Annotated in this window: 16 protein-coding genes; 9 read left to right on the top strand and 7 right to left on the bottom strand. The window is 42.0% G+C overall.

Annotated features, from left to right (window positions below):
- The first annotated feature begins 77 nt into the window (after positions 1 to 77).
- From phnA to BW976_RS02775, 4 genes are read left to right on the top strand one after another with little or no spacing between them, the layout of a single operon-like run.
- A complete protein-coding gene (gene phnA, locus BW976_RS02790; RefSeq protein ID WP_084192036.1) occupies positions 78 to 1,319 on the top strand; it encodes a phosphonoacetate hydrolase in 1,242 nt (413 codons plus the stop codon).
- Positions 1,320 to 1,350: 31 nt separating this feature from the next.
- Entirely contained in the window at positions 1,351 to 2,799 is a 1,449-nt protein-coding gene (phnY, locus tag BW976_RS02785) for a phosphonoacetaldehyde dehydrogenase (RefSeq protein WP_076370141.1), read from the top strand.
- Positions 2,800 to 2,808: 9 nt separating this feature from the next.
- Positions 2,809 to 3,969 (top strand): TIGR03364 family FAD-dependent oxidoreductase, encoded by a 1,161-nt coding sequence (locus BW976_RS02780; RefSeq protein ID WP_076370139.1) that lies wholly within the window; start codon positions 2,809 to 2,811, stop codon positions 3,967 to 3,969.
- 26 nt (positions 3,970 to 3,995) lie between these two features.
- Positions 3,996 to 5,297 carry a DUF5690 family protein gene (locus BW976_RS02775; protein WP_076370137.1) on the top strand — a complete coding sequence of 434 codons (1,302 nt, stop codon included), beginning with the start codon at positions 3,996 to 3,998 and terminating at the stop codon, positions 5,295 to 5,297.
- A gap of 62 nt (positions 5,298 to 5,359) precedes the next feature.
- Here the strand turns inward: BW976_RS02775 and BW976_RS02770 are convergent, their stop codons facing one another.
- The 7 genes from BW976_RS02770 to BW976_RS02740 all read right to left on the bottom strand — a co-directional run bounded on the left by BW976_RS02770 (position 5,360) and on the right by BW976_RS02740 (position 17,317).
- Positions 5,360 to 7,411: a hypothetical protein gene (locus BW976_RS02770; protein ID WP_084192035.1), complete on the bottom strand. Its 2,052-nt coding sequence runs from the start codon at positions 7,409 to 7,411 to the stop codon at positions 5,360 to 5,362.
- A gap of 33 nt (positions 7,412 to 7,444) precedes the next feature.
- The gene (locus BW976_RS02765) at positions 7,445 to 8,908 is read right to left on the bottom strand and encodes a glucosidase family protein (RefSeq protein ID WP_139332178.1); all 1,464 of its coding nucleotides are present in this window, start codon (positions 8,906 to 8,908) and stop codon (positions 7,445 to 7,447) included.
- A 71-nt stretch (positions 8,909 to 8,979) separates the two neighbouring features.
- Positions 8,980 to 10,578 (bottom strand): solute:sodium symporter family transporter, encoded by a 1,599-nt coding sequence (locus tag BW976_RS02760; RefSeq protein WP_076370133.1) that lies wholly within the window; start codon positions 10,576 to 10,578, stop codon positions 8,980 to 8,982.
- Positions 10,579 to 10,603: 25 nt separating this feature from the next.
- Positions 10,604 to 11,614 (bottom strand): winged helix-turn-helix domain-containing protein, encoded by a 1,011-nt coding sequence (locus tag BW976_RS02755; RefSeq protein WP_076370131.1) that lies wholly within the window; start codon positions 11,612 to 11,614, stop codon positions 10,604 to 10,606.
- A 471-nt stretch (positions 11,615 to 12,085) separates the two neighbouring features.
- Positions 12,086 to 12,484 (bottom strand): hypothetical protein, encoded by a 399-nt coding sequence (locus BW976_RS02750; RefSeq protein WP_139332177.1) that lies wholly within the window; start codon positions 12,482 to 12,484, stop codon positions 12,086 to 12,088.
- A gap of 108 nt (positions 12,485 to 12,592) precedes the next feature.
- Entirely contained in the window at positions 12,593 to 14,218 is a 1,626-nt protein-coding gene (locus BW976_RS02745; RefSeq protein ID WP_076370127.1) for a RagB/SusD family nutrient uptake outer membrane protein, read from the bottom strand.
- A gap of 18 nt (positions 14,219 to 14,236) precedes the next feature.
- Complete coding sequence (locus tag BW976_RS02740; RefSeq protein ID WP_076370125.1) at positions 14,237 to 17,317, bottom strand: SusC/RagA family TonB-linked outer membrane protein; 3,081 nt, start codon at positions 17,315 to 17,317, stop codon at positions 14,237 to 14,239.
- 349 nt (positions 17,318 to 17,666) lie between these two features.
- Here BW976_RS02740 and BW976_RS02735 point away from each other — a divergent pair, with 349 nt between their 5' ends.
- From BW976_RS02735 to BW976_RS02715, 5 genes are all read left to right on the top strand, one after another.
- Positions 17,667 to 18,233, top strand: coding sequence for an RNA polymerase sigma factor (locus tag BW976_RS02735; protein ID WP_076370123.1), 567 nt, complete (start codon positions 17,667 to 17,669; stop codon positions 18,231 to 18,233).
- Between the two features lie 197 nt (positions 18,234 to 18,430).
- On the top strand, positions 18,431 to 19,399 hold the full coding sequence (locus BW976_RS02730) for a FecR family protein (RefSeq protein ID WP_084192034.1): 969 nt from the start codon (positions 18,431 to 18,433) through the stop codon (positions 19,397 to 19,399).
- A 321-nt stretch (positions 19,400 to 19,720) separates the two neighbouring features.
- Positions 19,721 to 22,969: a SusC/RagA family TonB-linked outer membrane protein gene (locus BW976_RS02725; protein ID WP_245834604.1), complete on the top strand. Its 3,249-nt coding sequence runs from the start codon at positions 19,721 to 19,723 to the stop codon at positions 22,967 to 22,969.
- 18 nt (positions 22,970 to 22,987) lie between these two features.
- The gene (locus BW976_RS02720; protein ID WP_076370117.1) at positions 22,988 to 24,523 is read left to right on the top strand and encodes a SusD/RagB family nutrient-binding outer membrane lipoprotein; all 1,536 of its coding nucleotides are present in this window, start codon (positions 22,988 to 22,990) and stop codon (positions 24,521 to 24,523) included.
- Between the two features lie 53 nt (positions 24,524 to 24,576).
- Positions 24,577 to 25,032: a RidA family protein gene (locus BW976_RS02715; protein WP_076370115.1), complete on the top strand. Its 456-nt coding sequence runs from the start codon at positions 24,577 to 24,579 to the stop codon at positions 25,030 to 25,032.
- The last annotated feature ends 10 nt before the right edge of the window (positions 25,033 to 25,042 follow it).

The following is a 25,042-nucleotide window of genomic DNA, read 5'->3' as shown; positions in this document are numbered from 1 at the left end:
GCCGTAGCGGTTACGGCCCTTTATTACCTTTTAATTAAATAAACTATAATTCGATACTTCAATAACAGAAATACATAATGAATACCATTTCAACTACTCCCTTCTCAGTAAACGGTAAATTATATACGCCTCCGGCAAAGCCCATTGTGGTTATTTGCATGGATGGCTCAGCCGACGAATATCTGGATACTACTTTGGCTCATGATCGCATGCCTAATCTTAAAAAAATGGCTTTGCAAGGTTATCGTGGCATGGTGCGGGGAGCATTGCCGTCTTTCACCAATGTTAATAACTCATCTATTGTAACCGGGGTCAGTCCGGCTGTACATGGTATTTGCGGTAACTTTTTCTATGACGCGCAAAAAGACCAGGAGGTGATGATGAACTCATCAGAATATCTCCGGACAGATACTTTATTAGCTGCGGCGGCAAACGCGGGGCGTAAAGTAGCCGTGGTAACCGCTAAGGAAAAATTAAGAGATATACTTTCCTATAAATTAAATGGTATTGCTTTTTCGGCAGAAAAAGCCAACCAGGCAAAGCTGGAAACGCATGGCATTGAAAATGCTGAAGGGGTTATCGGGCATAAAACACCGGTTATTTACAGCGCCGAAGCCAGTTTATTTGTTTTACGGGCAGGTGTAGCCATGATAGAACAGGGTATGGCCGATTTTCTGTACCTGTCATTAACAGATTATATGCAGCATACATATGCACCCGATACTGAGGAGTCACTGGCATTTTACGAAGCACAGGATATTGAATTAGGCAAAATGCTTGCATTGGGAGCTATCATCGGTGCAACGGCAGATCATGGTATGAATGCCAAAGTAAAAGCCGATGGTTCACCCAACGTATTATTTATTGAGACGATGCTTACCGAAAAGTTTGGTGCAGGTTTCCGCGTTATTTGTCCTATTACCGATCCTTATGTTAAGCATCATGGTGCATTAGGTTCTTATGTGGTTGTGCATGTAGAGAATAATTCTAATATCAATGAAGTAAAAAATTGGCTGGCACAGCAACCGGGTATTACTGAGGTTTATGATAAAGAAACCGGATGTCGTATTCTGGAGCAACCAGCCGACCGGACTGGTGATTTGTTCGTGTTATCTGCGCGTGATGTTGTGGTTGGAAAAACAGCTGCCGATCATGATTTGAAGGCGTTGGACGGAACCTTGCGCTCGCATGGTGGCCGGTACGAAGAAATGGTGCCTTTGGTGGTTTCACATCCATTAAACAATGTGTACAAAATGAAGGCGCAAGGCGATCCCCGGAACTTTGATGTGTTTGATTTTGCAGTTAATGGCACCCATTAATCAGGGGCACAAATGAATTTTTAAGAGGACAATGAAAGAAGAAACGTTGATAACCACTGAAAATATAATCAAATCAGCTTCGTTAATTGCCGGTAAGCCGGTAATATCCGGGAAAACACTAGCGGTTAATAATCCCTATAACGGACACCTGGTGGGCACCGTAGAAATGGCGGGTTTGAATGATACTCAAGCCGCTATTGATATAGCTTTAAAAGGTGGGAGGGTATTGACCCGTTACGAAAGATATAGCGTTTTGGATAAAACCAGAACCATGCTGTTGGAAAGAAAAGAAGAGTTCGCCCAATTGATCACTGCTGAGGCGGGACTATGTATTACTGAGGCCCGTTACGAAATTGGTCGTGCACACGATGTACTGCTATTTGCCTCCATGGAATGTTTAAAAGATGATGGACAGGTATTTTCCTGTGACATATCCCCTAATGGCAAACAACGTAAGATATTCACCTTACGTGAACCCTTAAAACTGGCAGTTGCTATTACTCCATTTAACCACCCATTAAACCAGGTGGCTCATAAAATTGCTCCGGCATTAGCCGCGGGTACGCCGGTTATACTAAAACCCTCGGAAAAAACGCCTTTAACAGCCATTCGTTTGGTGGAGTTATTGTACCAAGCTGGTTTGCCAACTTATATGCTAAGTGTTCTTTTGGGAGATACTAAAGATGTTGCCGAAGCATTGGTGCAGGATCCGAGGGTTGATTTGGTGTCGTTTACGGGCAGTGTAGCTGTTGGAAAGAAGATAGCGCAAACCGCAGGATATAAAAAAGTGATCTTGGAGCTTGGTGGTAATGATCCTTTGATCGTATTAGAAGATGCCAATCTTGATTTGGCAGTTACATTGGCTGCAGAAGGATCTTTCCGAAACTCAGGTCAGCGTTGTACTGCTGTAAAGCGTATTTTGGTTCAGGAAAGCATTGCAAAAGAATTTACCAAACGTTTTGTTGAAAAAGCAAAAGAATATACTTGTGGTGATCCGGCTAATCCTGAAACTAAAGTAGGGACTGTAATTGATGAGCAATCGGCTCTATATCTGGAAAGTGTTGTCGATAAAGCGGTTGCCCGTGGAGCCAGGGTTTTATTGGGAGGTAAACGCACTGGTGCTTTGTTACAACCTACTGTGATCGTGGATGTTCCAAGGGATGCGCAAATGATTGTTCAGGAATCTTTTGGGCCTTTGGCCCCAATACTCACCTTTAAAGATATTGATGATGCAATCTCCTTATCTAATTCAACTGCTTTTGGCTTATCGTCAGGGGTGGTCACTAATAATATGGAGCATGCTATCCGCTTTGTGAAGGAACTAAAGGTTGGTACAGTTAATATCAATGAAGTTCCTGGTTACCGGATAGAGAATTCTCCTTTTGGAGGCATCAAGGATTCTGGTCTCGGAATAAAAGAAGGAGTGATCGAAGCGATTAAGTGCTTCACTACAGTAAAAACATTTTCAATGCCCTGGTAAAAAATCATTATGAATAATTCATCAACATACGATTTAATAGTAATTGGCTCTGGTATACTAGGTACATTCCATGCCCTGCATGCTGTTCGTTTAGGAAAAAAAGTACTGCTGACTGAAAAAGATCAGTATCCTGTAAGTGCAACTGTCAGAAACTTTGGTCAGGTTGTAACTTCCGGAATGTCTTCAGATTGGCTTCCTTATGCCATCAGAACGGCCGAGCTTTATAAAGAGATTCAGCAGGAATTTGATATCAGCGTGCGTAATAACGGTAGTGTTTACCTGGCGTCTGATCCGGAGGAGTTACAGCTGGCTCATGAATTAAAAGAGCGTATGGATACCTTTGGTTATCAGGCGGAGTTATTATCGGCAAAAGACTGTTTAACTAAATGGCCGGCTCTGAATAATGAATATTGCAAAGGAGGAATCTTTTTTCCGCAGGAATTAAGTGTGGAACCGGACAAGCTTATATATCGTTTGATTAAGTATGCTGTTACCAAATACTCTCAGCTTACTTACAAACCTGCAACAGCTATTATCGATTGTGAGGTTATCGGTGACCATGTGGAGGTAACAACTTCATCCAAACAAAAATTTACTGCCGATAAGGTAATTGTGTGCAATGGGGGGGAATACAAATTGCTGTTTGCCGATCATTTTAAAAATAGCGGTATCATCTTGTGCAAATTACAAATGATGCGGACTGTCCCGATGCCGGAGGTACAATTAGAAGGCAATATATTAACAGGCTTGTCTATCCGTAGGTATGAGTCCTTCCAGGAATGTCCTTCGTTTGCCAAACTTACAACACCTGAACATTATGCCGAACTAAAAAAATGGGGCGTGCACATCCTGTTTAAAAAAGCTGTTGACGGTTCTATTATTATTGGCGATTCTCATGAATATGCCGATGTAAACCATTCAGACGATCTGAGTTTTGATGTTAATGGCCACATTAATGAGTTGATGTTGAAAGAGGCGCAAAATATCGTGGGTTTCGATGTTAGCAAAATAGCATCAACATGGGCCGGTGTTTATCCGCAGCATAACAGCAAGCATGTGGTAGAAATGGATATAGAAAGTCGTATACATATCCGTACGGCCATAGGTGGTAAAGGAATGACCTGCTCGGGCGGTTATGCCGAAGCTAGTATACAAGGAATATACAACTGATCATTAGCCAGTTTTATCGCCACCATATGAAGCAAATAAATAAGCTACTTGTGCAGTCAAAAGTTTTCTTCATATGTTGGTGTATGCTGGCGGCTTTTGGCACATATTTCTGTATGTATGCTTTCCGAAAGCCATTTACCAGCGGTACTTACGCTGGGCTGATGCTCTGGGGTATTGACTACAAGGCTGTTTTGATCATTACCCAGGTACTGGGTTATATGGTGTCAAAATTCATCGGTATTAAGGTTATTTCAGAGCTTAAAGCATCTGGCAGGGTAAAGTTGATCATTAAACTCATTGTTTTTGCCGAACTCGCCCTGATTCTATTTGGCTTAGTTCCCTATCCTTATAATTTCGTTTTTTTATTCCTGAATGGGTTACCGCTGGGTATGGTATGGGGAATTGTTTTCAGTTATCTCGAAGGCCGGCGCTTTACCGAAATGCTGGCCATGGGTTTAAGTATTAGCCTCATTGTATCATCAGGTATTTTAAAAACCATCTATTTTATGGTTCATGGCTGGTTTCCACTGGTTTCTGAGTTTTGGATGCCCTGTGTTATAGGCCTGATTTTTTTACCCTTATTTCTCCTGTTTGTGTGGATGCTTTCGGTAGTGCCCAATCCTACAGAAACCGATAAATTATTACGGGTAGAACGTGTAGCAATGACCAAAGAGGACAAGCGGATCATTTTAAAAGAGTATGGCCCCGCTATAATAGGTACAGGATTGGTTTATACCATATTAACTACCATGCGTGATTTTCGCGATAATTTCTCGGTAGAGATATGGAATGAAATAGCGCCTCATTGGGACAAAACTGTTTTTTCAATAACGGAAGCCATTTCCGGAGTCATTGTATTGGCAGCTATAGGTTGTCTGTCACTTATCCGTAGCAATATCAAAGGCTTCTGGGCTACACAATATCTGGTTGTTTTGGGCTTATTGATCAGTGGTGGTAGCACATTACTTTTTCATTTCCATGTATTAGGTCCTTTCTGGTGGATGCTCCTGGTAGGGATGGGAATGTTTTTAGCCTACACGCCAATTCAGGTAGTTTTGTTTGAACGGATGATCGCTTTATTTAAATTAAAAGCCAATGCCGGGTTCTTTGTATATATATGCGATTCTGTTGGTTATTTGGGCAGCGTTGGCTTATTACTTTACAAAGAATTTTTCATGAGGGATTTAAGCTGGAGCAAAGTCTTGATGCAATTTAGCTATCTGCTTACCATTTTGTGTGTTGCATTACTGGTACTTGTTGCCATATTCTTTAACCGAAAGTTATGGGACAAGGGTTTGGTTTCAAGGGAGCTGGATAAGATTATTTAATTATCGCAGTATTTTGAATATGCATTCTTTTTCGTTTTTTCTGAGAATTGAAGTTAATAGGTCTATTCGAGTTTAAATTCCATTGGAACTTTTCCTGCCCATGTTTTTTGGATGACTTTACCACCGGCGGGTATAACAGTGACCACCTCATTAACGTCCTTCCGGATAACTGTAATATCAAAGGAGCGACCGAAAGCTTTAATATTTCTCAGTGTCATAAAATTCCAGTTTTTCGGTAACCTGGGGCTTAGCGTAAATGAATGAAACCCTGTAGGCCTGATGCCAAACAAGCCTTCTGTGAATATCCGGCAGTACAAACCACTTTCGGCAGAAAGATGCCTTTGGTTTCCCTCGGGATAAGCTTCTACAGGATAGGGCACATGCTCGCCCAAAAGCCTGCGGCGTGAATAGTACTGTAAAAAAGTCATGGCTTGTTCAGTAGCCCCCGCTTGCAGCACACCCCGGAGCGCATAAAGGGTAGAGCGATCCCAAAAGGTATCCTGCCCGGCTTGCGTGGCTAAACCATCGGCAGTCCAGAGCTGGGGCGAAAATAGGGCATCAATAGTACCTTTGCTTCGATCATATATACCCATAGTCAACGGCATACAGATCCAGGCACGCAAAACGTCATTGGTTTCGTAATATTTATAGGTATGAAATCCGGCTATATCAGCACCAAAGTATTTTTCAATATTTTCTTTAAGCTGGGCAGCTTGTTTTGTGTATAGATCAGTTTGTTGTTTAGGTAGTTGTAATTGCCGGCCAAGTAAAGCTGATGATATCAGCGCGTCGTAATACAGGCAATTGGTGGATAGATTAGCTTTACCTGAGGGGAAACGACCTTCCAACTCATCACTTTTTGACTCTACAACGCCTTGTGTGTTGATATGTCTGCGGCTATACTCCAGGCACCAGGAGATAAGTGGCCATAGGACTTTTGCTGAATCGGCATTGCCATAGGTAAGTGCATATCTCGATGCTCCGTAGGCTATCATGGCCTGATCGCCACGATCACCGGCGCCTTTCCAAACGGTATCACCTTCGGCTACAATGGAGCTTGGCAGAGCGTTATAATCCGGATTCATATACCGGGCAAACATCCGGTAAGCATTCATTGCGGAGAGATTTCCAATCCGGTCACCCGAAATGGCAAAATACGGGTTGATATATTCGGCCTGGTCATTGGCCCAGATAGCAGCATAATAGGATAAACCACCCGGGCCGTGCATATATCCTCCCTCGGTTTTAAAAATACTTTCCGTAGCCCTGATCTTGGCAAAAGCAAACATGGCATTCAATATGCTATCTGGTGTTTGCAACTGTAAAGGCGCCTCAATTTCGGCTATACGGTTTTGACGGGCTTTTTCTTCCAGTTCAGGATCAATGGGCAGGAGGGATGTGGGATGATCAGTAGCCTGGTAGCAAACGGAAAAAGTATATGACTGTCCCGGTTGCAATATCCTGCTGCCATCATTTAAAGATTGAATAATAATGGTGTGTGGGCCACCCTTACTTCTGATAGTATCGGTAGTAGCCTCCCGTTTCAAATGCTCTACGAAAATAGTTACTGGTTTATTACCGGTATTGATGAACTTATATTTTTCAATAGCGAGGGGTTTGTCTACAGATGGGAAAAAAGAACGTTCTATTTTAACGGATTTCTGATCGCCTACCTGTTCCTCCATACGCATGATACCATGCTGATTAATGCTTTTTACCTGTACACCAGTGCTTGCTGCTGAAGGATCCGGCCGTAACAGTCGGCCGTCTACATACATCCTGGGTAAAGCGTTATCGTCAAATGTATAAGCAATGTGACTGCGTGTATCATCAGGAAGCATGCGAAAGGTAGGGAAAACTATAGTACGGGTAATGTGGCAAACTTTGGAATTATCTACACTATAAGCCACCCATAGCGATACTTTCTCTCCGGACATTTCTATATGATCGGCATGTGGTAAACGGTTACTGATATTCCAGGTGATGCTGCCATTGGATTGCAAAAGCCATCTGTCATTTTGTTGAGGCAATGATAGGTGCTGAGCGTAGGATAGGGGTACCTGTATAAGGAATGTTAATAGTATAAGCAAAAGTTTATGCAAGGATGATTTCATTAAATGTTTTTGTAAGGATTGATTGATGTTTTATTATTTTACGCTAACTTTTACCTGCTGACCGGGCTTAACGATTATCTCTATAAAAGATATTATCTTTCCCTGTGAATCCGTTTCTTGCCTGACGATTGTAGCTTTATTATTGGCGTAAGCATGGTGATAACCACCGTAAAACATGGCCTTCCATTTTAATTGCTGCTTTCCGTTATTAGTCAATGCAGATTGATGTGTGTCAAGGTGTGTCACATTTATTAGCGTATTCAACAGAGGCAGGTTACTGATAGTCACGGTACCTACATGCTCCGTTTTATACATAGTACTGATACTATGTGTACGTGCATCGGGTGTAATGCCCATTAATCCCTGAACAATACCTTCTATCACGCCAAAAGAAACCTCCGGATATTCTCTTCTTGCAGTAGTTTCGTTGGAGAGATACATAATATAATCTCTTGCTTTGTCCCAGGAGCCTTTGTTATAAAATATAAGCGGAAGGTATGATGTGTTTTCCACATTCCAGGTTTTGGAGCTGAGGTGTGTTAATGTTTGCGTTACACGGGCATTATACTTCAAAGCATCAAACCAAAGTAAAAAAGTTTCGCCCTCATCCTTACCAAAATGACCGTCGTTACTATAGTAGGTATAATATAATTTATCCTTTTCATCCCACCATTCAGCATCCAGTTGTTGCTGGTACTTTTCAGCTTTATGAGTATATACAGCAGCTTCTTTAAGTCGGCCTTTTTCTGTCAATATAGCGGCATAGGTTAGCAAACCCCTGTATAATGCAGCTACCAGGTCGGCACCTGTTTTTAAATTAGGAACCCCTTCAGAGTAGGAGGGTAAACCACGACAGCGGTGAAAAGAATCACTTTCATTAAAAGGAACCGGCGCATTGGGGTGAGCTGCCCTGGTTAAAATAGAATCGGCAGATAGTACCCAGGCATTTATATAATCATTTACCGTTTTTTTCTGAAAATGCACAAATGCGGGGTTGTTGATATAATACTTGTCGCCTGTCCATAAGTAAAGCCTCCAGCTGGCATTCAATACATCAAAATTAGCAGGCAGATTATACCAGAATTCGCGGTCGTTCCTATAATCTTCTGGTGCTGGTTTCCCCGATTTATTGATCTCCCAGTAGGAGCACCAATTTTTTGATGCTGATATATTGTTTACGAACAATGTGAGCATGTTACGGTTCTCCTCTTTTAGACCTAATACTTCGGCACCAATGCTTTGATGGGACACATCGCGCATGCAAAAAGCATCGCGGGGTGGTAATGCCGATTCATACCATGGGCCTACGGGATCTTTAGCATTACCTTTATAGTATAAAGCCATACTTTTGGCCCACACAAAAGCCTGCTCCATTTTTTTATCAGACGAGGTAAATTTCACACCATTATCCTGAGCCACGGCAGGAGAAAAAAGAATGAAGCCAAGCAATGCTGCAGAAATAAATATTCTGTAGATTAAGGAAACAATTGATCTCATGTTAATTAGATATGTTCTGGTCTATTCTGGTCTATTTTATAAAAATAGATAATTTTATTTATTGTCCAAACTTATTTTGCAAGTACAAGCGGAGAAAACAAAATAAACATCAATACCATAAGTAATAATAGTATTCCGCTATAGATGTGCCGGTTCTCCCAGGGTTTCATATCTACTACATTATTAAGCTTTTGTCGATAGGGTACAGGCATGGGGTAAAGTTTACCGATAGCCAGCATGAGTCCGCAGGTTATTACAAATAATATAGCCAAAATGTGCAGGAAATGAATGTGCAGATCAAACACCAATTGGGTAAGGCCATAAGCAACTATAAAAAATAACAAACCTATTTTGGCAGCTATAGCCGGAACTCTTTTAGTTACAAAGCCCATAAACATGATGGTAAAAATGGGCACATTGAAAAAACCGTTGACAATTTGTACATAGGTATAAAAACCATTCTTAACAAAAATAATGAAAGGGGCTATGAGCATGGCTGTTAAGCAAATGATGATCTCAAATCTTTTAGCTATACCGATCATGCTTTTTTCGGTAGTTTGCCTGGAACGCTTTTCCATCCAGGGTTTATAAATGTTTAGCACGAATAAGGTACTTGAGCTGTTTAAACCCGCGTTGAAAGTGGTAAGCGCAGCGCCAAAAATGATAGCTGCTATATATCCCGCTATAAAAGGTGGCGATACCAAACTATCCAACTTGGGAAATACCTCGGCAGAATTATCCAGGTGCATAAATATATGTACAGCAATTAAGCCGGGTATATTTAAAAGTAATGGTGATATCAGTTTTCCTAAACAGGCTACCGCTATACCCTTTTGGCAACTTTTAAGATCTTTTGAAGCCAGAACCTGCTGAACTATATATTGCTCTGTACCCCAATAATATAGGTTTACTAACAACATACCAGTAAATAAAGTACCGAATGGGATAGGGTCTGAGTTAGAACCTATACTATTTAAGTGTTCCTGATGTGTATGCAACAGGGTATGTAAACCCTGCATGATACTGCCTTGCCCCAAATACTTGAGCCCGAAAAATGGTAAAAAGAGGCCGCCTGCAAAAATACCCAGGCCAAGCAAGGTATCCGAAATGGAAATAGCTTTTAGTCCTCCCAGCAAAGAGTAAAGGCAACCAACAGTACCCATAACCCAGATGAGTATCCAAATGGTTGTCCAGTAATCTGTATGCCAGATCTCCGAAAAGTGAAACAACCCGTTAAATGCAACCGCACCGCTATACAATACAGAAGGTAACAGATTAATGATATAGCTGATCAAAAAAATAAAAGAGACCAATTTTCCTATGCCTGGGCTGTATCTGGCGATAAGGTAATCGGGTGTGGTAGCTATCCCCAATCTAAGATACATCGGCATCAAAAATTCAGAAACCAATAGCATAGCCAGTACTGAGGTCATTCCCCAGGCCATCACCGACATATTATGCGTATAGGTAAGTTCGTTTTCGCCTATGATGGTGGCTGTATTAATGTTGGTAAATAACAAGCCTCCGCCTACCAATAAAAAGCTTAAACTACGATCGGCCAGGAATAAACTGTTTAGCGTATTGAGCTTACTTTTTCTGGATTTATACCAGGAAACCAGCCCCACTATGCTGGTAAAAAAAAGAAAGCTGGTTAAAATAAGCCAATTCACCTTTGCGTGATTTAAGTTAAGCGCCTTAAAGTGTATTCCGTTCGGATAAGATCATCGGAACCGTTAAACTGATTTTTTCTTTATTTAATATAGCTTGCCCGGCCAGTTTCCCCATGTTTGAAAAATCGGCAGAGAAAGTAGTGATCCCGATGATCTCTTTAGCTGGCTCATCGTTGTGAGAAAGTATGCCAAGATCTTTCCCGGGGATTAGTTTTTGACTATTACAATCGCGCATGATCTGCCAGAGTGCAAAGTTGTCCAGCGTAAAATAAACCTTTCCCTTTTCTACTGAACCCGGTGTATATTCATTTACAATGCGCCCCTTGATATTAAAATCCTTCAGAAATTTTTTAAAAGACTTAACCATCTCCTTAGGATCCAATGAGCTGGGCGAATGGTAGAATATCATCTCATTAAACCGGCCAATTTTAGTTGCTAGCTGCGAAAAGATCTTATAAGATGATTGGCCAAACTCCTGGGTTATATGGTTAAAATCGCCTTCCAGCGGTTCGTAACGGTCAAACATCAGGAACTTATTACGTGGAATAGTATCCAGCAGCTCTTTAGTTTTGGGATGGGGGATAGGTGCTATCACATACATTCCGTATTTTCCTTTAATCTGGGTAAGGATGGTTTCAAATATCTCGATATCACCATGATGAAAATAAGGGTTCAAACGGATGTTCTGACCCAGTTCATGACGGAAATTACGATAGAATTGCTCTTCAAATGTATCCAGGTTATACATAAGCAGGGCCACATTTAAAGTTTGCTCCGTATTACCATTACCTACAAAATATCCCAGCCTGTTCTTTGATTCTACAATACCACGACTAATCAGATCTTTATATCCTTTGATGATCGTTTCCCTGGAGAAGCCTAATTCTTTGATCAATCTGTTTACCGATGGTAGCGTTTCATCCTGACCAATAGCCTTTTCATTAATAGCATTGATAATTCCCTGCACAAACCGGTCATGTTTTGAATAAGATGGTACATCGGTGAGTTTTTTTATTTCTTGAAAAATTCTATCCATTTCACGTGCAGATTTTAGCCAAAGTAAGAAAAAAGCCGGCAAGCCAATTGCCTATTTTCCTTATTAATTTAATTGGGTTAGGTTAATTTTTTGTTCAACAATAATTTTATTATAGCCGGGTAAATGATGAACTAAAGGGTTCCAACAAGGAGATCAAAAACTTTTTAAACCTTAAATTTTAACACTTTTTTGGTCAAAAACAAGGTAAAAACCATCTATTTTTATCCGTTTTAACTAAATTTTAACGCCATTTTAACACTTTTTAACAAATTTTTGATAGGTTTTGAAAGCTTTAAAAAGTATTAATTTATTGATTGTCAAATAACTATATTCAAAACGGCCGATTTTTGGCCTTGTTTTCTCTTAAACTAAACAGCCCGCTTCTCTGATTAAAAGAGAACCGGGCTGTTTTCATATAAATATACGAAATATTTGCCCGTGTTACAAGTTACGTCGTATCATTTATTCCTGTTAGTATATCCACAAAAAAGATGTTTGTGTAATGGTTACCTGGTTAAGGTAAAGGGTAGAGCCGCTACTTGCTGTTAATGGCACGGTAGTATTCTCGAACCTGAAACCATGCGCCGGAGCGCCTGGACTATAACTAAATCCGCTTACTGAAATATAATAAGTGCCGGGAAGAATAGGAAACCCAGAACCTGGTGTGCTGGTGTTATACGTTACATTACTTGGCCCAGAAAAGGTAATGATATAAGAAGAGCCTTGAGGGCTGCTTACATTGATCCCTATTGGATCAGGGGCAGCGTGTTTAACTAACCGGTGAACGCTTCTGTTAGCGTAAATAGTTTGCAAAGACAGTAAAGTAATCGCCACGAATGAAACTGCAAAAAAGATTTTTTTCATCATCATAAATTTTAAATTGGTTAAATATTTAAGGTTAAAAACAAGCTTTTTATACGACAAAACTGATAATGTTTAGTGATTGGACTTCAATCACTAAACAGGGTATTAGTTAAATTAATAGCCAGGATTCTGCTTCAGGCTTTTGTTCAGATCTATCTCTGTTTGCGGAATCGGCCACAGGTAGTTTTTAGCCGGGTCAAATACGCGCGCGGCTCCTACTTTGATGGTTGTTCCTGGTGTTAGGGTAAGTGCGCCATTTGTTTGGTTCACCGTGCCAAGCATACTGCCCGTTACCTGGCCGTTCATCACCTGTTGGCCAATCTGCCAGCGTTGTATATCAAACCAGCGAAGTCCTTCCACAGCCAGCTCTACTCTTCTTTCCCTCCGTAGCAAGGTGCGAAGACTCGACTGATCGTTATACTTCGACCTATCTACAGCAGGCATGTTTACATCTGGGCGCTGGCGTACAGCATTGATGTCATCATAAACCGAAGCATCTATTTTATTACTTTCAATTTTAGCTTCGGCATCCATCAGTTTTATTTCTGCGTAACGTATCAAAATAACATCCATGCCTACCTGGTCCAGATTCGGGAAGTCGGCAATAAAAGGAGTATACTTACGTAAGCCATAAGCCGAAGGACTGCAGTTGTTATCGCCCCAATGATCCAGGGTTTTGGGGCTGGATGAAATCGGGTCATAATAAAAACCATAAGGCAGTTTGCTGCTGTACTGTGCACCGGGATAAAATACGGTTGCGCTAAGCCGCGGATCCCGGTTTTGATATGGTTGGGCAGGATTGTATCCCGATGCCGGATCATCAATAGTTTTACCATTGGTTGTTTCATAGGCATCTACCAGGTTTTGTGTAGGAGCAATGGAGTTATAACCACCTAATGAATTGATGGTCATATTTCTGGCCCAGCCAAAATTATTATCGCTTGCTTTAAACTGAACATCCAGTATTACCTCCTGGTTATCGGCATAAGGCTGACGGAAAAGATCGACATATTTCGGATATATCGAGTAACTGAACGGTGCGGTCATCAGTTGCTGGCAGTCGGCTATACATTGTGGGTACATTTGGTTAAATAACTCTATCCTTGCTTTTAAAGCAATAGCAGCGCCACGGGTAATACGTCCGATATCTGAACCGGAATAACTAACGGGTAGGTCAGGAGCTATGGTAGTAAGTTCGTTTAATATAAATGCAACTACATTAGCTTTTGTTGCCTGGGTTACTTTATTGGCAGCATCCGGCGTCAGATTATGCTCTACCAACGGAACAGAGCCATATAACTGGCTAAGTGTAAAATACTCATAGGCTCTTAAAAAACGGGCTTCGCCTATTGTCCTGGCTTTAAGCGTTGCATCCATAGTGGCAGCGCCTACGTTATCTAAAAACCAGTTACAGGTTTGTATACAGCTATAGTTCCATTTTGTAAAGCCTGGATTAGTTGGCGTAGCGATACCCGCGGAGAGGGCCAGCCAGTTCTCCCAGGGAAACTGGTCGAAGGTGTTATCGGAATTATTATCGGCAAAAACTCCGTAATAGCCATTATTGCCGCCGCCCCATTTGGAGTAACAGCCATTGAGCGCCGCCAGTACATCACTTGATGATTTCCACAGTACGGCATTGGTATAAGAATCTAAAGGAGCCCTATCGAGGAAATCTTTTTTACAGCCCGATGATGATGCCAGCGTGGCTAAAATAATTAAGGTTATGAATAGATTTTTCATGTACTAATTTTTTAATAATTAAAATGTTACCTCAACACCCAGGGTATTTGTTTTTAACTGCGGGTATGATCCGTAAGCATTGTTCCCTGCATTGGTCTCGGGGTCAACCCATTTGTAAAAGCTGGTGAATGTGAGGATATTTTGCCCGCTATAATAAATCTTGACGCCTTTTACACCCAGCTTGGCGAGCGTGTTATGGGGCAGGGTATAGCTCACCAATAAATTCTTTAACCTTAGGTAAGATGCGTTGCGTACCCAGAAAGATGATACAAAGCTTTGCGGGTTATTCTGCGTATAGGTTGACCATAAACGCGGAAAAGTGGCCGAGGTATTGGTAGGCGTCCAGGCATCAAGCAACGCTGTTGTAGGATTGCCGATGTTAGCCTGTTGTAATGAGCCCAGTTCAAAACCCTGAACGTAGTTCTTCACGCCTAATGCGCCCTGGAAAAAGCCGCTCACGTTGAATCCTTTCCAGCCCGCACCCAGGGTAAAGCCAAATGTGGTTTTAGGGAAAGGCGATCCCAGGTATACACGGTCGTTACCGTCGATAACGCCATCTGGCTTGCCATTTGGGCCGCTGATATCTTTATACATCAAGTCGCCTGGGCCAATAACGCCGCCACTTTGTTTGGCGTGGTCATTTACCTGTTGTTGTGTCTGGAAAATACCTTCTACCTGGTATCCATAAAATGCCTGCAGCGGGTAACCCACAACCCTTCCGCTTGAAATAGACCCGGTACCTGCCAGATCAGTTATTTTATTGGTGATAAAGGATGCGTTAACAGCAATATTGTAGGATACATTACCAATTTTGTTTCTGTACGCCGCGGCGAGTTCCCAGCCCGAGTTACGTACCGCGCCCGCATTTTGATAAGGTGTAGTAAAGCCATAAACACTACTGGCAGGTAATTGCAATAGTATGCCATTGGTGTTTTTTACAAAATAGTCGGCAGTGAAGCTTAAATTACTATTCAGAAGCTCCATATCTATTCCCACGTCTGTGGTAGTCGTTTTTTCCCAGGTAATAGCTGGATTGGCACCGTTGTTCAAGGCAATACCCGGGGCAAGAGTTTGGTTGAATGAGTAATTCTGCCCGCTTGATATAACCGAAACTGCCGGATATGCAAAAGGGACATTAAGGCCGTTTGTAGTACCTAGCGTTTGATTACCTAGTTTACCCCAGGAACCCCGTAGTTTAAGCATAGGGATAATATTTGATAAGGAACCGAAAAATGATTCTTTCGAAATATTCCAGCCGGCAGAAAAGGACGGATAAACGCCCCATCGTTGCCCGTTGGTAAACCGGGACGAACCATCATCGCGCAGGTTGGCTTCAAACAGATATTTATCATCATATGAATATCTGGCCCGACCAAAATAGGATAGGAGAGCTAGCTGACTGGAAGTACCGGCATTTTGCTGTCCTAATGATGGTGCAGCGTTTATTTGCGAAAGAGAGCTGTTGAGGAAATTTTGCCTGTAAGCATAGAGGTACTGATAGGTAGTCAATTCCTGTGAGCTACCGGCTAATATATCAATGCTGTGTTTACCAAAATGTCTGTCATATTCTAATAATGCCTGCAGGTTGTAGTAGTTATTGATAGCATTAGCATTGGCTATGGAACTTTGGCTGATAGTTGTTTGCACCACAGTTGGGTTCTTGGGATCATAATATGTATCCGCGGGTTTAAATTCCTGGGCAGGGTTTGCATTATACCGATAGGAGAATGATGGTTTAAAGTGGAGTCCTTTGATTGGCTCCCAATCAGCCCCTGCATTGCCTGTAAAAAGAGAGTTTTGGTTATTATTATAACCCGGTGAGTTAAGCCATGAAATGGGGTTACCAAAAGAAAGGTAGTTGTAAACACCATTTTTATATTGATTTACCACCGTACTGCTCATGGCGGCCGTTGTGCCAATGATACCGCCTATATCTCCGCCACCTAAACCATCTGGGGCCTGGGTGGGGGCATATAAAAACGCCAGGTTGGCATTTACGCTAAAGTTTTTGGTGATGGCTGAATTGAGGTTCATACGGGTTGAATATCTTTTATAATTCGATTTCTGTATGATACCGTCCTGTTGAAAATAACCCAATGAAAAGGCGTATTGGGTTTTATCGTCTCCTCCGCTAATGTTAACGGCATGATTTTGCTGAAATCCGCTCCCTTTATAAAGAAAGCCCTGCCAATCGGTATTAGGGTGTGTATCCGGGTCGGTTTGGTTCTTAAACAAGGTGATATCATTAGCTGTCCAGTAAGGAGCCTGACCTTCGTTTGCCAAAGCCTGGTTGTACAGGGTGGCTGCCTGCCAGGATGGTAAAAAATCGGGAAGGTGGGTAGGCTTTTGCTTACCCGCGTAGGCGCTATAATTTACCTGCATCTTGCCGCTCTTACCGCGTTTAGTGGTAACCAATATAACCCCATTGGCAGCCCGGGATCCATATATCGCCGCCGAAGCAGCATCTTTCAACACAGAAACCGATTGTACATCGTTGGGATTTACATCTGATAAATTACCGATGATACCGTCAATTACCACCATGGGGGTGCTGTTGTTCAATGTACCAATACCGCGGATATTAATGCTCCCGGATGAGCCGGGCTGTCCACCTGTTGTGGTAACAGTAACTCCGGCCATGGTACCTTGCAGCGCATCATTAAGGTTGGTAACCGGCCGGTCCTGAAGTTCTTTTGCTCCGATTGCCGATACCGAGCCCGTAAGGTTTGCCTTTTTTTGAGTGCCGTAGGCTACCACCACCACCTCGTTCAGATCTCTGGCTTTTGCATCCGGTGACATTACTACATTGCCGTCCCAGTTGCCGGTAACCTTCACTGTCTTTTTCTCATAACCCAGAAAAGAGAACACGAGGGTGGCGTTTTCAGGTGCGCTGATTTTGTAAGATCCATTGACATCGGTGATAGTGCCTTGAGAGGTGCCGGCAAGGTTAACGCTGACAGAAGGCATGGGCAAACCCTGTTCGTCTTTAACATGGCCCGAAATGGTTTTAAGTTGTTGGGAAAAACCTTGTCGAAAGCTCAGCAGCAAAATACAGCAAAGCATAACAAGTCCCAGTTTTTTAGGTACTTTTCTTTTCATAACAAGTTTAAATTAATTGGTCTATTCTGGTCTATTCTAAAATAAAAGTAATAACTTTTTAAATACAAACAAATTTATTTTTGAATCTATTGGAGTTTTGACCATGAACCCAATATCAGAGGGTTTCTGAATGATGATTTTTTGTGCAAAAATGATGGAGGCACATGTTGGTTATCGTACCAATAAGAGAATGGCTTAACTTTTTAGTTAACCTATAAGATATTAAGTTAATATAACATCAACAGGGCGTTAGAAATTTGTAATGATTTGTTGAAATGAATAAAACCTTCTTTATATTAGATAAAATTTTTATCGCTATTAACCCTATAAGACTCCTGCTGCTGATTTAATGAAAACCGATATCCCGAAAACATATTCAGAGTTTGAATTCAGACGGGTATTTGAAACATACAACCGCCAGGTATATGCCCAGGTGTATACTTTAGCAAAATCGCATTACGCGGCAGAAGAAATTACCCAGGAAATATTTATCAGGATCTGGCAGAATCGCGAAGCGCTAAATAGCGTAAAAAACCTGGACGGATACATCTACACCATTGTTCGCAACTACTCCTTAAATTATTTACGCAAGGCGGCAAGTGATATGCGGCTTACCAATCATTTAATGCGGGTTGCTGTGGTCGGCTATAATGACACAGAATCGGCCGTGCAAGTATCTGAGTATAAAAAACTGATCCACATAGCTGTGAGTAAACTGTCACCACAACGAAGACTGGTTTATGAGCTGAGTAAAAATAACGATCTGAGTTATGATGATATCGCGTCGCAGTTAAACTTATCAAAACATACAGTCAAAAATCATTTGCTCTCTGCCCTGGCCTCTATCAAAGGATATCTTACGCAGCATGGTATCGATCCAACCCTCATCCTTATTTTCATGATCGTTAAATTATGATGATCAAAAAAGCTAAACTTTTTGATTATGCGACTGCTTTTAATTTCACCAAAGGATAGTTGTTGGTAGGTTATATTCTCTTGTTTTAATACATCATGGAATAACATTTTTAGAATGTTGTCATAAAAAAAATAAAATTTTCATTTTGATTAGTCTGTTTGTGAGTTTGCTGTGTCTTTAATGTAATCACACCGTTAATGATGAACACTACACAAAGAAAATCATATTTATTAAATCAATATATCAATAATGCCTGCACCCCCGAGGAGTTTGATGAGCTGATGCTGGCTATCAAAGCTTCGCCTAATAATGATGATTTTGATGAAGCGCTGAAAAGCAATTGGGAAAAATCGGAGCATTCGTCAATTGAGAATAATTTAAAGTGGGCTGATATTGCTGCACGTATCAAGGAAAAAACACCAAAACGTTATCATACGCAAGTATGGTTAAAGTATGCCGCCTGTTTTGCTTTGACGCTACTTATTTGTACCATCAGTTTTTATAAAAAGACAGCTACCGGTATCCAATATTTAACCGCTCAATCTTTGCCAGCTAAAACCAAAGTGATCATTTTAGCCGATGGCACCCATGTTACCCTGAACGCCAATAGTTCTTTACGGTATCCTGAAAAATTCAGCACCGGACAAAGAATTGTTTATTTAAAGGGAGAGGCCTATTTCGATGTGGTACATGATAGTAAGAAGCCTTTTATTATCTACTCCGGGGCGTTAAGGACACAGGTTTTGGGCACAACCTTTACTGTTAGCGCCTACAATGAGCAAAAGCCTCAAAAAGTAACTGTTTTAACCGGTAAAGTTGGTGTTGTTGACGAAAGCAGTAAAGCTCATGCGCTACTTACGCCGGGTTTATGTGTAACAACTGACCAAAAGAATCAAAGCTTAATAGTTAGCCGGATGGCCGATCCAACGGATGCTATAGCCTGGATGGATGATAAAATGATATTTGAGGATGCTACCCTGGCTGATGTGGCCGTTGCGCTAAGCAATAAATATGCGGTTAAGGTGGAGATCAATAATCAGCGGATAGCCTCCAGGCATATTACGGCGATATTCCAAAATCAAACCCTGCCCGATATTTTAAACGGGATTACCCGGCTTACGCATGCCAAATATCGCGTTGATAAAAATGTATATACCTTATTTTAATAAACAGAATGATAACTTTTAAAACCGATTGCCTATAGAGATATACAACGACGACATAAAAAAGGTTGAATGTGATTCCAGCACATCCAACCCTACCGAGCTAAAGCTCAGATAATTCATAGCTCCCGCAAGGGCATTTAATTACTATAAACTTTCTTCAAATATATGACAAAAAAAATATTGTCCTCTAATCGGCTGCGCAAAGCTGTAAACAGGATAGTCATAATCACAGGTTTTCTATCTATCTGTTTCTTCAAAACCAGCGCGATTATCCACTCTATACAGGACCTAGACACGCCAATATCGCTAAAGGTGACAAACATGCCTGTAAAAAATGTACTCAAGCAAATAAATAAGGCCATTAAGCTGAGTTTTGTTTTTAGTAACGAAATAGTTACAGATCAAACCGTTACCATCGATGTAAAAAATGAAAAACTGAGCCTGGTATTATCCAGGATATTTGATCCGCTGGGCATGGAGTATCAGTTATCAGGCAATATGATCCTGATCGAAAAAAAGCAGACCTCTGCTATTCCGGTAATGCAAAAAAACTTGGCCCTGCAGGTGACGGGCAGGGTTACCGATAACACAGGTGCGTTGCCCGGAGTAACTGTAAGGATTAAAGGAGCCGCAATTGCAACCAGCACCAATGCTGAAGGAAGATATAGTATTAACGTACCCGATGGTAATACCATGCTTGTATTTTCATCAATAGGGTACCTGACCCAGGAAATTGCTGTAGGTAACCGTAAAACCATTGATGTCAGACTACAGGAAGAATCCAGTAAACTAAACGAGGTGATAGTTACTGCTTTGGGCATTTCCCGTCAGCGCAAGGCCCTGGCTTATTCGGTTACCGAAGTAAAAGGTGATGAATTTACCCAGGCCCGTGAAAACAACGTGGCTAATGCCCTTACCGGTAAAGTTGCCGGTGTAAATGCTACCGGATTATCCACAGGTCCGGGCGGATCAAGCCGGGTTATTATCCGTGGTAACGGTTCCCTCTCGGGCGGCAACCAGCCATTGTATGTGATTAACGGTATGCCGTTGGAAAACTCGGTACCGGGTGGCAGTGCTACCACCAATGGCAGCGCCGGTAACGTAGACCGAGGCGACGGCATAGCCGGTATTAACCCCGATGATATTGAGTCCATCAGCGTATTAAAAGGCGGTACAGCTGCAGCGCTTTATGGTGCAAGGGCGGCTAATGGTGTTATTTTGATCACTACCAAAAAAGGGCGCGCTCAAAAAGGTATCGGGGTTGATTATAACTCGTCTTATACCATGGAAACGCCCGCCGTTTTTCCCGATTGGCAATATGAATATGGCCAGGGCGATAATGGCGTAAAACCAACTACACAGGGAGAGGCCATTCAAACGGGTCGCCGCTCATTCGGGGCAAAGATAGATGGCTCGCCATATGTTGCAGCCGATGGATTAACGCACCCTTATAGCGCCCAGAAAGATAATATCAAAAATTTCTACCAAACCGGCTCTACATTTACCAATACGCTGGCTTTTACCGGTGGTACAGAAGCTATTAACTACCGTTTCTCCGCTTCGGATCTTAATAGCAAAAGTGTACTCCCTAATACGGACTATAACCGTAAAACCGGTAACCTCAGCCTTAACAGCAAGCTCGGCAAACGAATCAACCTGGAAGCGTTGGCACAGTACAATGTTGAAAATGCTCATAACAGAACCACAGCCGGCGATGCTTTAGGTAATCCCAACTGGACACCCTACATGATTGCCAATACTGCCGATATCAGGTGGCTAAAGCCAGGATATGACGCAAATGGTAATGAAATTGCCTGGAATGATGCCTCTATTGCCTCAAACAGCTATTTTGTTGTCAATAAGTTTAAGGAAAATGATATCAAAAACAGGTTCATTGGGCAGGCTGGTCTTACTTACGAGATCGTTAAAAATCTGTCATTAAAAGGTGTTGTAAGCCGCGATTTTTATTATTACAACTATAAATACATACTGCCTACCGGTACCTTGTATGTACCCAATGGTCAGTACAGTGAACTAAAAGTGGATGCTTCAGAAACCAACGGATTATTAACGCTTAACTACAATGGCAAGGTAACCAATGATTTTGCTTTAACTGCTTTTGTAGGCGCCAATCAGCAGCGTTCCGTTTACAATGAAAGCAATATCACGGGCAGTAATTACATTATCCCTTATTTCTACAGCTCGACTAACCTTTCAACTATCTCTACAACACCAACCAATAATAAAACCGCTATCAATTCATTAATGGGTTCGGCTGATATTGGTTATAAGAATTTTGCTTATTTAACGGTGACCGGTCGTCAGGATTGGTTTTCAACCCTGAGCCCCAAAAATAACAGTCTTTTCTATCCTTCGGTAGGTGGTAGTTTTGTGCTTTCAGAGGCATTTAAACTGCCGCAGGCTATCAGTTATGCTAAAATAAGGGCATCATATGCGCAGGTAGGTGGCGGGGCGCCAAGTCCGTACCAGATCAACCAGGCATTTACCATGGTGCCAACTTCGGGGCAGCCACTGCAAAATGTGTCCAGTACAACCATTTCCAATTCAAACCTTCGCCCTTATACCTCCACCACCACAGAGGCAGGTATTGAGGCCCGTTTATTTAACAGTCGTTTAAGTTTTGATGTAACCCTGTATGATAGAAAAACTACCAATGATATCGTATCTACAGCCATCTCCGGAACCACCGGTTACAATAATGTGGTCTTAAATGTGGGAGAACTGAGCAATAAGGGTATTGAGGTGCTGCTCAGCGGAGTCCCTGTAAAAACGGGCAACTTCAGTTGGAATACCAGCTATAACTTTGCCTATAACAAGAATGAGGTGGTAAAACTGGCCGCGGGTCTTAATCAAATCCAGATGGCTTCATCGGTTAACGGCTGGGCGTATATCAATAATATTGTTGGCCAGTCATATGGATCCATAGTTGGTACCCGCATCCTGAAAAATGCCAATGGCCAAACCGTATTTAACGCTACTACCGGTTTACCTGTTGCAACCGGATTGCAAACCTTAGGCAAGGGTGTTGCGCCGATAACCATGGGCTGGTCTAATGATTTTCGCTACAAGAGGTTCTCCTTAAATGTATTGCTTGATGGCAAGTTCGGCAACAAGATCTTCTCATTGATGGAAGTTTATGGTACCCGCTTAGGCTTAATGAAAACAACCTTGCCAGGCAGAGAAAATGGTTTGCAACTGAGTGGTGTGGATCAGGCCGGCAATCCATATTCCAGAACGGTGCCGGTATCAAACTTGCGTAGTTATTATGACAATTATAAGTCCTACTCAGAGTTGTTTTTGCACGATGGTGGCTTTGTAAAGCTTCGTCAGGTCATATTCAGCTATAACATTCCGGCCGATCTCCTGAAAGCTATCAACGTTCAAAACGCCTCTGTATCATTTGTTGCGCGTAACCTGCTAACCATTTATAAGCAGACGGACAATTTCGACCCGGAGTCGAGCTTTACCAATGGCTCCAGTCAGGGCTTTGAATCTTTCGGATTACCAAGAACAAGAAGCTATGGGCTAAACCTTATGGTTAAATTTTAATTCAGAAAAACCACCATCATGAAAAAATATTTTATTCCCAAATTGATAGTCTTGCTATTGATAACCTGTATTGGTCTGCAAGGGTGTGATAAAAATTTTGAGGCGATCAATACCAATCCCAACTCATCAGCCAACCCTACACCGGCTTTTGTATTTACCAAAGCTGTGTTAGATGGAGCCGGTGATGTACAAGTATTGTTGCAGGGTACTATGCAATATACCACCAGCTATAATGATGTAGCTGGATTTGGCGCCAAGTACGTGCTGAGCCAAAGCTCACAGTCATGGGTAGTGTTTAATACCGCTTATCCCAAAGAGATCAATGAAATCTCGCAGGTAATTACCTCAGTTAAAGGTAATCCGGATCAGGTTAACCTGTTGTCTGCAGCCCGCATATGGCGTGCTTACTGTTTTAGCCGCATTACAGATCTGTACGGCGATATCCCGTATTCTCAGGCAGGCAAAGGGTATACCGATGCCATTTACATGCCGGCCTATGATGAGCAGAAAAATATTTATGCTGATATGCTGAAGGAACTAGACGAGGCTACCGCAGCTTTTAATGCCGCTAAACCAACATTTGGCGCTGCTGACCTGATCTATAATGGCGATGTAAATAAATGGAAAAAGTTTGCTTATTCCCTGATGCTGCGCTGTGCCATGCGCATGACCAAGGTTGATATTGCCGGTGCAGAAACATGGGCACGAAAAGCTATTGCCGGTGGCGTGATCACTGCTGATGCAGATATGGCTAAAGTAAATGGTTACGTTTCTGCCGGGCAAGATATCAACAAAAATCCGTTGGCCCTCAATATGCTTAATGCTGATTACATTGGCGCAAATGGTACCAGCAATCCCGAAGGCGGCAAATACCAGGATGTATTTATTAACTACTTAAAAACCAATAATGACCCTCGCCTGGCAGCTGTTTCCGTGGTTTGGTTAAACAAAGTTGCCGATACTACAGCAGCGATACAAAAAGGGATGTCATCCAGCCTGAGCGCTAAACCTGCGGATGCTGTATTTGTAACTTATTCAGAGCCTAATCCTAATACTATTTTGCAACTTAATAGTCCGTATCTGTTGCTTACCAACGCCGAAACCAACTTCCTACTGGCCGAAGCAGCGTTGCGTGGCTGGTACACCGCCTCAAGCGCCAGTACTTTGTACGAAAACGGTATCAGCGCTTCGATGCGGCAATGGGCGTTGTTTGGGTCGCAGGGTGTTATCAGCACTAATCAAATCCAAACTTACCTGAGCTATCACCGATTAAATACCACTGGTTCATTTAACGCGCAGATGGAGCAGATCTATACCCAGTTTTGGGTGGGCGTGTTTCCTAATTCGCAGGAAGTATTTGCCAGCTACAGGCGTACAGGCTACCCAGCATTGGTACCTAATAACTATGTGGGCAATGCAACCGGGGGTAAAATATTCCGACGGATGCTATACCCAACTACCGAGCAAAATTTAAATACAGCTAATTATAATGCGGCCATAGCCCGGCAGGGTCCTGATGATTTCCTGACCCGCATGTGGTGGGATCGTCCCTAACACTTAGCAATCATTTAATAAAAAATCACACATAACCTAAAAATAACATAACCATGGAAAGAAGATCGATCTTAAAAAAACTGCTGGCTTCGGCGGCAGGCATTTCAATATTTGGCTTTGCAAAAGCCGGTATTGTAAATAACGATGAAAAAGAAGTAAACAACATTACCAACCACCAGGATGTACCCCTGTTTTCGGGCTCTACTAAACTAGGCAATATGGTTTTTATAGCCGGCAAAGGTGCCCATGTAGAACCTTTCGAAATTAAGGCGCATACGGAAATTGTATTACAGGAACTCGAGAAAGAACTTAAAAAAGCAGGTTCATCTATGGAAAAGGTATTAAAGGTTACCGTTTTTCTGAATGATATTGCCGATTACCAGGGTATGAATGATGTATACAAGGGCCGGTTTGGTAAAAATCCGCCAGTACGTACAACCGTAGCTGTGGCCAAAGGCGGCGTACCCGGAAACTCGCTAGTTGAGATGGATTGTATCGCTTACATATAATAATATCAGT

The sequence above is a fragment of the Mucilaginibacter lappiensis genome, assembly GCF_900155965.1.
In the GTDB taxonomy this organism is placed as follows: Bacteria; Bacteroidota; Bacteroidia; order Sphingobacteriales; family Sphingobacteriaceae; genus Mucilaginibacter; species Mucilaginibacter lappiensis.
This window is presented reverse-complemented; position numbering and strand designations above follow the sequence as displayed.